Source organism: Flavivirga spongiicola, from assembly GCF_030540825.1.
Taxonomy (GTDB): domain Bacteria; phylum Bacteroidota; class Bacteroidia; order Flavobacteriales; family Flavobacteriaceae; genus Flavivirga; species Flavivirga spongiicola.
On record NZ_JAUOEO010000001.1, the window covers coordinates 840109 to 852562 of the forward strand.

7 protein-coding genes and 1 pseudogene are annotated in these 12454 nt (G+C 32.9%); 1 reads left to right on the forward strand and 7 read right to left on the reverse strand.

The window, feature by feature from the left end:
- Nucleotides 1-32: 32 nt before the first annotated feature.
- The 6 genes and pseudogenes from Q4Q47_RS03100 to Q4Q47_RS03125 form a co-directional block, all read right to left on the reverse strand.
- Nucleotides 33-1547 (reverse strand): RagB/SusD family nutrient uptake outer membrane protein, encoded by a 1515-nt coding sequence (locus Q4Q47_RS03100; protein WP_303305193.1) that lies wholly within the window; start codon nucleotides 1545-1547, stop codon nucleotides 33-35.
- Between the two features lie 11 nt (nucleotides 1548-1558).
- Entirely contained in the window at nucleotides 1559-4600 is a 3042-nt protein-coding gene (locus Q4Q47_RS03105; RefSeq protein ID WP_303305194.1) for a SusC/RagA family TonB-linked outer membrane protein, read from the reverse strand.
- A 640-nt stretch (nucleotides 4601-5240) separates the two neighbouring features.
- Nucleotides 5241-6416 carry a 1,4-beta-xylanase gene (locus tag Q4Q47_RS03110; protein ID WP_303305195.1) on the reverse strand — a complete coding sequence of 392 codons (1176 nt, stop codon included), beginning with the start codon at nucleotides 6414-6416 and terminating at the stop codon, nucleotides 5241-5243.
- Between the two features lie 506 nt (nucleotides 6417-6922).
- Entirely contained in the window at nucleotides 6923-8365 is a 1443-nt protein-coding gene (locus Q4Q47_RS03115) for a tagaturonate reductase (protein ID WP_303305196.1), read from the reverse strand.
- 27 nt (nucleotides 8366-8392) lie between these two features.
- Nucleotides 8393-8611: pseudogene (locus Q4Q47_RS03120) on the reverse strand (altronate dehydratase); the annotation flags it as partial.
- A 157-nt stretch (nucleotides 8612-8768) separates the two neighbouring features.
- A complete protein-coding gene (locus Q4Q47_RS03125; RefSeq protein WP_303305197.1) occupies nucleotides 8769-9779 on the reverse strand; it encodes a zinc-binding alcohol dehydrogenase family protein in 1011 nt (336 codons plus the stop codon).
- 221 nt (nucleotides 9780-10000) lie between these two features.
- Between Q4Q47_RS03125 and Q4Q47_RS03130 the strand changes: the two genes are divergently transcribed.
- Nucleotides 10001-10885 (forward strand): AraC family transcriptional regulator, encoded by an 885-nt coding sequence (locus Q4Q47_RS03130; RefSeq protein WP_303305198.1) that lies wholly within the window; start codon nucleotides 10001-10003, stop codon nucleotides 10883-10885.
- Between the two features lie 321 nt (nucleotides 10886-11206).
- Here the strand turns inward: Q4Q47_RS03130 and Q4Q47_RS03135 are convergent, their stop codons facing one another.
- Complete coding sequence (locus tag Q4Q47_RS03135; protein WP_303305199.1) at nucleotides 11207-12427, reverse strand: 6-phosphofructokinase; 1221 nt, start codon at nucleotides 12425-12427, stop codon at nucleotides 11207-11209.
- Nucleotides 12428-12454: the final 27 nt, after the last annotated feature.

Genomic DNA, 12454 nt, shown 5'->3' on the forward strand with positions numbered 1-12454 from the left:
TTCAATCACTAAAAAACTAACTCAATTTTTTATTAATATCCTGGGTTTTGAACAAGGTTTTCATTAATATTCATATCACTTAAAGGAATTGGAAATACATCGTGTTTTCCATCAACAAAATTATTGAAGAAAGGCTTTGAGTGATCCTCTAAAGTTTCACTTATAGGTACAGCACTACTTCCTTTTGACCATCTATACAAATCAAACCATCTAATGGTATATTCCATGGATAGCTCAACCGGTCTTTCATGATGGCGAATTTGATCTCTTAACGCATCTTTACTCAAACCTACTAGAGGCGCTGCTTTGGATCTTTGTCTAACTTCGTTTACCAAATCCAGTGCTAAGCCTGTTTGATTATCTTCATTTAAAGCTTCTGCTTGCATTAATAATACATCGGCATACCTCATTAAATGAATATTTATACCATTATAAAAACTTAAATCGAAGTCTGCGGTATATTTTTTAAAATATATCGGATGACTAAGATCATCCTTAACTTCGCTATAACTTTTATTAACACCTTCATATCTATCACTCATTTCAGACAGTGGATCATCGAAAAATATACTCGCATATACTCTATCGCTAAACTCAGCGGTATCTGTAAGATCATTTTGCATTTCTGTAAACAACCAATCTGAAGGATAAAATAGTTCCCAGCCTCCTAAAGCACCTGGTGTCACTTCAAAGTTGAATGGATGCCTTTCATCATTTCCATTAGAACGGTCTGCACTCCATTGTATTTCAAAAACGCTTTCCATACCATTTTCTCCTTGTCCGTTAAAATTATCTGCATAATTTGGCAATAAATCATAAGCTCCTGAAGTGATCACCGTATTAAATTCTGAAATAGCTTCTGTGAATTTTTCTTGGAAGAGGTATAATTTTCCTAAATAAGCAGTGGCTGTATGGCTAGTAGCTCTTCCTAAATTATTATTATCCCAGCTGTTTGGCAACGCCGCTTTAGCCGCTTTAAAATCTTCTTCAATCTGAGTCCATACGACATCCGGTGATACTTGAGAAACAAAGAAATCATCAGGAGATTTTGGTGTTTCTGTAATTAAAGGAATATTCTCAAAGGCCACTACTAAATGAAAATGATACAAACCTCTTAAAAACCTAGCTTCAGCAATAATTGCTGCTTTATCTGCATCTGACATCGCCGTTGTAGGAATGTTAGGTACATTTTCAATGACTTGATTTGCATACGAAATACCTGCGTAATTTGATTTCCAAAAACTTGTAAAGGTCGCATCGTCTGTCCCATTAGTAAAATCTGCAATAGATTTCCCATAATCGGTTGGGGCATTTAAAATATCATCAGCCTTCCACGTTACAGCAATATACATTTGCTCAAAAAAGGTCCATTTGGAACCATTATAAGCTTGTAATGCAGAGTAAGAAGCTATAATTCCCTTTCTGGCATCATCTGCATTTTGCCAAAACGATTCTTGTGTTAAATCCTGTACATTCTTTTGATCTAAATGGTTACTACACCCCGTAAAGACCAATATAAAACTAAATAAAAATATAAGTTTTTTCATAATTATTTTTTTTAAAAATTAAGTTGTAATCCAAATATTATATTTCTAGAAATTGGGTATAAACCTCTATCAACGCCTCTAGCAAAGGTCGTATAGTTAGAAACACCTGGATCAAACCCTGTATATTTTGTAAACGTTGCTAAATTTTCAGCACTTACATATACTCTAGCATTTGTAATTCCTAATTTTTCACCATCAAGCGTATAACCTACTTGAATATTTTTAATTCGCAAATAAGATCCATCTTCTAAGAAATAGTTAGAAGGTCTAATATTTTGATTTGGATCTTGTGCTGTTACTCTTGGAACAGTAGTATTTGTATTAGATGGTGTCCATGCATTTAAAAAATCTGATGAGAAATTTTTTGCAGCGCCCATCCTTCTATATAAAAGTACTTTAGTTCCATTATATATATTATTTCCTTGAGAACCTTGTAAAAATAGCGTAAAATCAAAATCCTTATACGATGCATTAAATGTCATGCCGTATTCAAAATCCGGAAGCCCACTCCCGAAATAGTCTTTATCATCGTCATTTAAAGCACCATCCCCATTGGTATCAACAAATCTTAAATCTCCAGGAGCCGCATTTGGTTGTATCCCATGAGCATCTATTTCTGCTTGACTCTGAAAAATACCATCTGTGTTGAATAAATAGAAACCTCCTATTTCATTCCATACTTCTGTTCTAGTTGTTGGGTGTGTATCAAAGATGGTAAAACCATCTGTAAAAGACTCATCTGCAAAACCTAATTTTGTGACTACGTTCTCAGTTGCCCCTATATTCGCCAATACGCTATACTTAAAATCACTCTCAGCGTTTTTATAACTTAGTGTTAACTCCCACCCTTTATTTTCTAAAGTACCTCCATTTCTAGTTGGAGGAAAAACGATACCCGTTGTTGCAGGAATTGGAACCCCAACAAGCATACCCGTGGTTTCGGTTTTGAAATAATCAAATGTTACTCCTATCCTATTATTCAACAACCCTAAATCAAGCCCAAAATTTGTTGTTCTAGACTCTTCCCACTTAATATCCCTAGAAGCTAATGAACGGCTAATGGTTCCAACATTTACTAATTGTGATTCTCCACTACCTAGCGGATAATTTATGGCATTATTATTACTAGATAGTATTGGTAAGAACAAGAAATTACCAATGTTTTGATTACCTAATGTACCTAAACTAAACCTTGGTTTAAGATCACTAATAAAAGAACTATCAAAAAAGTCTTCTTCGGTAATTCTCCATCCTAAAGAGAATGAAGCAAACAATGCATCCTGATTATCAGGTCCAAATCGAGAAGATCCATCATTACGCACACTTGCACTTACTAAATACTTCCCTTTATAATCATAATTAAGTTGACCAAAAACGGACTCTAAAGTACTTGTTACATTAGATCCAAAAGAGTTCGAATCACCTATTCCCGCACTTAATGCAACTAAATTATTAGAAGGAAAGTTATTATTTGATCCGCCAGTTGATCTGAATAAACTTTTTTCATATGATAGTCCAGCAAGTAATGACAAGTTATGGGCCTCATTAAATGTTTTTGAATACTCTAATATATTATTCCAAACAGTTTCTGTTAAACGGGATCTTGTTTCAGATAAATCAGCTTGGTCGTTCACCTCTTGTGGGCCAAATCGATACGTTGGAGTATGTGTAATAAAATAACTATTGGAAACATTAACTCCAAGTCGGGTACGGAATTTTAATCCCTCAATTAAATCTACTTCGAGAAATACATTTCCCTGAACCCTATCGTTCTCACTTTGGTCAGTAATTAATTTTGTTTGCCCAACAATATTTCCAGATTCAACTACAGGATTTGCAAAACCATCAACTGTTGAAGCATCATATACAGCGTTATGAGGTAGCGATTGAAGAATACCTAAAATTGGTGAAAATCCTGAATTCCCTCTATTTCCGGATTCATCTTCACCTAACAGGCTACGCTCAGACCGGGCATAAGACATTGTTTGCCCAATTCTTACTCTTTCACCAAGATTAAAATCGGTATTTACTCTAAAATTATATCTTGTAAAATCCGATTCAATAATGGCTCCTTCACTATCAAAATACCCTAAAGACATATTGTACCTAGCTTTATCAGTTCCTCCAGAAATAGCTAAATCGTATTTTTGTTCAAATCCGTTTTGAAACATTTCATCTTGCCAATCCGTATCAGCCACATCTGTTAAAGAGGTATAAGCTAAAGGTGATTGTGGCGGGTCATCATTAGCATGTGCCGCATTACTAACTGCATTGTTCTGGGCCGTATTTAAAACGCCCATTTTTTCCCGAATACTTCTTACCCCAATATAGGAATTGAAAGATACTTTTAAATCACCTACTTTACCTCTTTTAGTGGTTACTATAATAACTCCGTTAGAAGCTCTAGATCCATAAATAGTGGCCGCAGAAGCATCTTTAAGCACATTTATAGATGCAATGTCAGCAGGGTTAATAGAACTTATATCACCAGGAATCCCATCAATTACAAAAAGTGGATTATTACTTCCAATAGTTCCTAAACCTCTAACTCTAATAACCGGTGCACTACCTGGTGCTCCAGATCCCGGAGTAGAAACCACCCCAGCAACTTGCCCTTGTAATAAATTAGCAACGTTACCTCCTGGTAATTTTTCAAGGTCAGATACATTAACCGAAGAAATAGCTCCAGTAATATCTTTCCTATTCTGGGTAGTATACCCAACTACAACAACTTGAGACAAAGATTCTATGTCTTCAACAAGTACAACATTGATCTCTGTTTGACCACTTACAATAACTTCTTTAGTTTCATACCCTATGTAACGATATTCTATGGTACTTCCTTGATTTACCGATAGCGAGTATTTACCATCAAAATCAGTAACAGTTCCATTTGATGTTCCTTTTTCCAATACATTAACACCAATCATTAAACCGCCGTTAGCATCTGTTACAACACCATTAACACTTATCTGTTGAGCAAGTAGACACCCAAATGAAAAGATAAAAAAAGTAAAGAACAGAAAACGACCTCTAAAGTCTCTTTGTTTCATAAATTTAGTTTTAATTAATAAAATTTGTTCAGTTTATATTAGTCAATACGAAAATAAATAAAACCTGTTATTATAAGCAAAAAACCACCTTTACACAACCTTTACAACACCTTTACATCTACCTTATAGAACAGCTAGCCATCAATTCAAGCTTACGAGATATAAAACTTATTAACAACTATAAATCAATTATATAAGCTTAAAAACACCGAACCACACCTATTCTTTTGTCTCACTCAAAATCATAGATTTGGGCTATATATTAACTTACATTGATGATTTAGACACCTTGATTTGGCGACAAATATCACAAGCATAAGCAAAATCCTACTTAATTGTTTGATTTGATTATATTTTTAATTAGGTCACTTTAACAAAGGTTTGGAGAGATAAAGCTCATCCTTGAAGACTCCCTTTTGGCTAGACCATTTTCATAGCTTTGTGATTACCCATTTATACTATGAAAATATAATATTTAGAATTTCCGATTTCCATCAAATGATCATGAAAAGCTTTGATTTATAAAAACATATTTATTACCCAAAGAAAATATATCGAGTTTAGAGTGGTTAAATAATAGTACGAGACATATCATAAATTGTTTCATATAATACTACTCCTTAACCCCTTAAAGCATTACTTATCTATCAATAGTCTTCTTTATTCCTATTGTTTTTAAAATAAATTCAACTTCAGATTTTGAAAACGGTGTTCCATCTTGTCTCAAAATATCATGCTGCCATATCTTGGGACTGGACATTAAATATTCGTCCCAACTTGACCAAGGGTAATTCGTATTTGTTTTTCCCGCTACAAGTCCCCAGTTTATTGCAGCTACATTTTCATGTTTTAATATTGGCAACATATTTTCAAACGTATTACCTTCCGTTCTAGCCATATACTCTGTACAAAGCAAAGGGCGTTTATATTTTTTTAATTCTGTTATTTTTTGCTTCACCACCTCCATATCCCCTTCATAAGTATGAAACGAAATCACATCAGAATGTTCAATGACATATCTCGCTATTGGAGAAAGGTCTTCGGGGACATCTAAATGCTCAAAGCTATCATTTGATATTCCAACTGTTAGGGGTTGAGAAGGGTTAACAGATCTTGCCCATGCAAAAACCTTTTTTAACAAGGCCAACGAGTGTATAGACTTATTTTCAGCCTCTAGCTCTATTCTATCTTTCTGCCAAGACATGAAGTCTGGTTCCTGATATAAATCCCAACAAATGACTCTATCATCATTAGAAAAGTGACTAATAACACCTTTTACATACCCTTCTAATTCGTCATGTCGATTACTATCACTTAAAATTTCAGCTCCAGGAGATTGCACCCATCTTGAATTGTGCTTATGGGGAATTGGATCTAATTGCTTACCTAACTTAGGAATTGGATACCATGTATTATCCAATAAAACAAACATCGTTTTTATATGATATTTATCTGATAACGTCAGATAATTTTCTATCCTATTTAAAAACCCAATGGAATCTTGTTTCCATAATAAATCATGCAAATACACATGATGCAAATTCATGCCTAACTCAGCTGACCATGCCAATTCTTTATCGAGTGTTTCTATGTCAAAAGTCTCTTCTTGCCAAAATTCTAATTGATTTACCGCGGTACTGGGAATAAAATTTGTACCAACTAACCAATCATATTTGTTATACCATTCCCATGCTTTTTCTTTTGACCATTTCTTGACCAACAGATTGTCACCTTGTTCAATACAATTACATACTAACAAGCAAATAAAAATAAGATGTATGGATAGCCTATACTTTTTTAAATACGCCTTATCCACTTGTCGTTTTATTATCCATTAATGATCATTCTTTATTTTTTAGTCTATATAAAAATGATAAAATTTTGTCATAATCAATAAGAAAATACCTTTACTCAGCCTTTACGTTGATTATTAAAAACACTTAAATTGCATGATTTAAAGTATATATAATTAAGGAAAAGCTTTATAGAAATTGCGTTTTAAACCAATAAATGAAAGTTTTCTAAAATGTATTTATTGCTGTACCTAATACTATTACAAGCCAGAATTCATTTTTTATAAAAATACTTTGCCTTGATTTTTTTGCAATCGTATATTAAAACATGATCTACCGTTTTCGAAGAATCTTGGGGCGTCACACTCACAATAGCTATAATGGCAATACTCACAACGAAGAGAAAAGTACTAATCCATTCCCGGTTTAGACACCAATAATCAATTGTCTTATAGTTCCATGTGTTTTCATCTAATCAAAAAAACACTAATAGTCAAACGATTAATAGTGTTATGCAGTTATATAATTTTTATTGGTTTTTTTCAAGATTCACTAAAGCTGCTTTCATTCCTTTACTTACAATGGTTTGCAAATGGTTTGTTACTGCATTTTGAAATCCTTCAAACCGTGTCAAATCAATTTCCCAAAAATTAGTGTTTGAAAGCGTATTTTTTACAATATCTTCAATGGATTCTGTAGCCCACTGTTTCTCAAAGAAGTCTAAAACAGTTTGATCATCTTTCAATGCAATGGCTTCTCCATTTCTTTCCCCTTTATAGAAAAGAATCAAAGATGCCAGTGAAAACAAGAGGCCTTGGGGCAAGTTGTTTTTTCTCTTAATAAACTCTAAAACAGAAGGTAATACTCTTGTTTTATATTTTGATGTTGAGTTTAATGAAATGCTCATCAAGGCATGTTCTAAGTAAGGATTTTTAAATCGATCTAACACATCGTTGCCAAATTGATTCAATTCGGATTCTGATAAATCCAAAGTCGGACAAATTTCATTAAAAATTATATTCCTTAGATATGCTCCAACTATATCATTTTCTATAGACTCACGCACTGTATCAATACCATATAAATATCCTACTGGTACTAATGTCGTATGTGCACCATTTAGTATACGTACTTTTCTCGTTCTGTACGGTTCCATATTGTTTGTAAAAACAACATTCAACCCACAAGTTTTTGCTGGAATTTCCTCTTTTAAAGACTCTGGTCCTTCAATGACCCATAAATGAAACTGTTCGCCTTCTACCACCAAACTGTCTTTGTATCCTAATTCTTTTGTTATAGTATCCATTTTGTCTCTTGGATACCCGGGTACAATTCTATCGACTAAGGCATTACAAAAGATATTGTCTTTATGAACCCACTCAACAAAAGCTTCTCCTAAATTCCAATCTGCAGCGTATTGCAAAATAATTCGTTTTAAATTGTCTCCATTTTTGTCGATGAGCTCACAAGGAATAATAATCAATCCTTTATCTGAAGCACCAAAAAAAATTTGGAATCTTTTGTACAACAAAGCGGTTAATTTTCCTGGAAAACTTGTTTGGGGTGCGTCGTCTAATTTATCACTAGCATTGTATGAGATTCCTGCTTCTGTGGTATTTGAAATTACAAAGCGTAAATCCGGATTTTCTGCGTTCGCCAAATAGTCCGCATAGTTTTCATAAGGATTGATTCCCCTTTGGATACAATCAATGATTTGATGTTCGCTAATCACTTTTCCATTTTTAATTCCGTTTAGGTATAAGGTATATAAGCCTTCTTGTTCGTTTAACATTTTTACTAGTCCATGATCTATAGGTTGGACTACGACAACTCCTGCATCAAAACCTGCATGCTTATTCATTTCATGAATTATCCAGTTTGCAAAAGCTCTTAAAAAATTTCCTTCTCCAAATTGCAAAATTCTTTCAGTATAAACCGGAACGTTTGCTATATTTCTATTTAATGGATTCATTTTTCTTCATACTTATTTTTTTTAACTTTATAATGACACTCCTCGTTTCCAAGGAATGAAATCATTCTGTCCGTGCAATACGGCCTTTGAAACTACTTCACCACTTGCTACTTTGATTATATGTTCTAAAATTTTATTCCCCATACTTTCAATGGTATCTTCTCCGCTAATAACAGTTCCTGCATTGATATCGATAATATCGTTCATTCTTTCAAACAAATCTGTGTTGCTCGACATTTTCAATAATTGTGTCCGCCTTTAAATCAGTAATAGCAACAATAATGTTATCCTGAGAACCTATCTTGGACATAACTCTTAAACATATATTTCTATTTTTTAACGGACTTAATAATTTCTATAGCCCTTCTTATATCTAGCTCTAATTTGGCATAATCTTTATTTACTATTTAAAATCAACCGTTACTTTTAGAACACCTGTTTTAGCATCTAACCAACTATCAAAATCTTCGATCATTTCGGTAAATGGCACATTATGCGTAATAAAAGATTCCGTAGGAAATTGGTTCAACACACTAATTACATATTCAAAATCATCGGTAGTTGCATTACGACTACATAATAAAGTTGTTTCCTTGGCATGAATCTTTGAGTGTGTATAGGTCAATACTCCTTTTGACAATCCTACTAAAACAAAACGCCCTCCATGTGACATATAATCCGGGCAGGCTTCTAAAGCATGTTTATTTCCTGAGGCATCAAATACTGCTGTACATAAATCGCCATTGGTGATTTCTAATATTTTGTTGGTAGCATCGGCTCCTGCTTTTACTATATATTCCACACCAATTTTTTCTTTAGCATAGGCTAAGCGTCGCTCATTCGTATCAATAGCAATTATTTTTGCTCCTGCAATCTGAGCTAATTTCATAATACCAATCCCTATAGGACCACAGCCTACAACTGCCACTGTTTCTCCCTGTTTTATATTTGCTCTCCTTACCGCATGTGCACCAATTGCGAGTGGCTCTACGATTGTCATCTCATTATCAGAAAGGTTATTCGCAGGCAACAAAATATTTGATGGCACCACTATTTGCTCTTGCATTCCGCCATCTTCGTGAACCCCCAACACAGATATATTTGTACAGCAATTGCTCTTCCCGTTTCTACAGGCTATACATTCTCCACAACTAATATATGGCATGACCACTACTTTATCTCCTGTTTTAATACCTCTTGGGTTTTCTCCAATTTCCAAAACCTCTGAAGCCAACTCATGCCCTAAAATTCTTGGATATGTAAAAAATGCCTGATTTCCAGCATAAGCATGTAAATCCGTTCCACAAATACCAACTTTATTAATCTGTAATAAAGCTTCATTTTCTTTTCTCACTGGTGGTTCTTTTTCTTTTAGCAGAAACTGCCCTGGTTTTTCGCAAACAATATATTTCATTACCGATATTTATTTTTTATCATAGAACTCATCTAGTTTTTGCACTTATACAAGTTCACAAAAAACCTATAAGACAAAATTAGAGTCAACGACGGCTTTACACCATCAAATTATTTGCTATTAATGATATTTTTTTTGCACCTACTGCGAATAAATTATCTTTGATGTTTATTTTTTGTATTTTTCGGTCCAATTTGTATTCTTTTCAACACTTATTTTCCATGAAATTACATTTACTAAATAGAGATAGCTTAAAATACACTTCTTTTAGTACAGAAAAACATTCTTTCCCTTATTTTTTAAAAGTATGGCACTACCACCCGGAATTGGAATTGGTGTTTTCTCAAAAAGGTAGTGGCACAAGGTTTGTTGGAGATAGTATCGAGCAATTCAATACAGGAGATATCGTACTAATTGGGAAAAATTTACCACACATGTGGTTAAGTGACAAAGTCTATTTTGAAGCATCTCCCAAGCTTATTTCGGAATCTATTGTGTTTCATTTTAAAGAAGATTTTTTGGGTGACGTTTTTTTTAAAACTCCTGAAATGGTTTCTATAGCTAAGCTTATTGAAAGATCAAAATACGGAATCAAATTTTTAAATACAGATAAGAAAATTGCACTTTTAATTGCTGAAACTTTAAATAAAAAGGGATTTGACAAAATGTGGAAATTCCTCAAGATTTTAGATTTATTATCTAAACATTCTGATTATGAATTATTAGCTAGTAAAGGATACGTAGATACTAATGATTTACAGGACAATAAAAATTTCACCAAAGTATATGAGTATATTTTTAAAAACTTCAATTCTAAAATTAACCTAAATAGCGTTGCAAAAATTGCTCACATGAATGCTTCTGCGTTTAGCCGCTCTTTTAAAAGGTTAAATCATAAACCGTTTTCCAGATACCTTAACGAAATTAGAATCGGATATGCTTGTAAACTATTGTTAGAAGAAAAATACAGTATTACTTTTATATGCTACGAATCCGGATATAACAACCTTTCCAATTTTAACAGACAATTCAAATTAATAACTGGTACAACTCCCAGTAACTATTTAACTCTAAGGAAAAATAGTATAGGCCTTTCTAAAGTATAATGAGTCTCATTTTTTTGAGATTTCTGATTTGAGGACTCTGTCACATTTTAACTGGGATAGACCACTAAACCTAATTATCTTAATTAAAATCGTATAGAGCCACTTGTATCTTAAATTTTTAAACTCTTTAAATGGTTAAAAAGTTCTTCATATCTACAAAAAGTATCTTCTTTTAACTTTTGAGGGCTTTTAGTAATCATTTTACATAGACATTCTACGTGGTTTTCCAGCATGGGTTTATTGTAGCGTTCTTTTCCTTTAATAAGTAAAGCTAATTGTTTTTTAATCTTTTTATTTTTAAACTTTGTGGTTTCTAAATTCTTATCTAACCCAGTTCAATATTTTTTTGAAATCATATTCTTCTGGGTATTTTAAATATTTATTTACTTTTTTATAATCTGTTTCTTCTATATAGAAAAGATTTTTTATGAATAATTGTGTCATATCAGAATTGATTTCCACTAATCTTGGAGGTACTTTTCCTTGTTCGTCTTCAAAATCTTTTAAAAATAATGGGGTTATATCTCCATTTGAATTTGCACTAACGATGCATTCTGAATACCCTTGATCAAATAATTTCTTAACGCCAATGGCAAGTAGAGTACACAATGTTAAATCAAAAGCAATTGGATTACAGCATCTTAATTCATATCCGATTTCAACAGGTCTTGATTTTACTTTTAATCCTAATTCCTTTAGTTTTATTTGCAATAAATAATTAAAAATGTGCGACTTGCTAACATTTCCAAGCTCTGGATGTCCATGATCATCATAGGTAAAATTAATCCCAGAATCTAGTATTTCCTCTTCTTCCATGAGATGAAAAACGCCTTCACTTATCATTACAACACCATATTCAACACCTTTTATTTTACTTTTAATAATTGACGAAATAATAAGATTAATTATTTTATCAAATGTGATTTTTGTTTTGTTGAACATTTCCGGAATAATCATCATAGGAAAATGGCATGCTGAGGATATTCCAAATGCCAAATGACCAGCAGACCTTCCCATTGCAGAAACAACAAACCAATTATCGCTTGTTCTAGCATCTTCATAAACAGTATTCCCAATGCGAACACCCTGGTCCTTCGCTGAATGAAACCCAAACGTAGGATTCCTGTTTGGTAAAGGCAAATCATTATCTATAGTTTTAGGAACATGAATATGTGCCATTTTTAGTCCTTGTTTCAAAAGATATTTTGATAATCTATTTGCCGTAGAAGCTGTGTCATCTCCTCCAATAGTCACCAATAGTTTTACATTATATTTTAGAAAAAAATTGACTTTAAAATCATACTCTTTTGGTTTAAACCTACTCATAATTAACGTAGAACCTCCTTTGTTAAAAATACGATCTGCTTTATGAAAATCGAAAAATTCTAATAATGGATTATCAGATAATAATCCTTGATAGCCATAATGCACACCAATAACCTCATAATCATCCTTAATAAAGGTTTTAGCCAAAGTACTTATCACAGTATTTATACCTGGAGCAGGTCCACCTCCACATATTATAACTACTGATTCTTTCATTTGTTTCTATTCGTTTTTTATTACAAT

Excerpts from the sequence above, each read along its gene's own strand:
- Q4Q47_RS03100 (WP_303305193.1), bottom strand. The coding sequence starts at position 1,547 with ATGAAAAAACTTATATTTTTATTTAGTTTTATATTGGTCTTTACGGGG.
- Q4Q47_RS03105 (WP_303305194.1), bottom strand. The coding sequence starts at position 4,600 with ATGAAACAAAGAGACTTTAGAGGTCGTTTTCTGTTCTTTACTTTTTTT.
- Q4Q47_RS03115 (WP_303305196.1), bottom strand. The coding sequence starts at position 8,365 with ATGAATCCATTAAATAGAAATATAGCAAACGTTCCGGTTTATACTGAA.
- Q4Q47_RS03125 (WP_303305197.1), bottom strand. The coding sequence starts at position 9,779 with ATGAAATATATTGTTTGCGAAAAACCAGGGCAGTTTCTGCTAAAAGAA.
- Q4Q47_RS03130 (WP_303305198.1), top strand. The coding sequence starts at position 10,001 with ATGAAATTACATTTACTAAATAGAGATAGCTTAAAATACACTTCTTTT.
- Q4Q47_RS03135 (WP_303305199.1), bottom strand. The coding sequence starts at position 12,427 with ATGAAAGAATCAGTAGTTATAATATGTGGAGGTGGACCTGCTCCAGGT.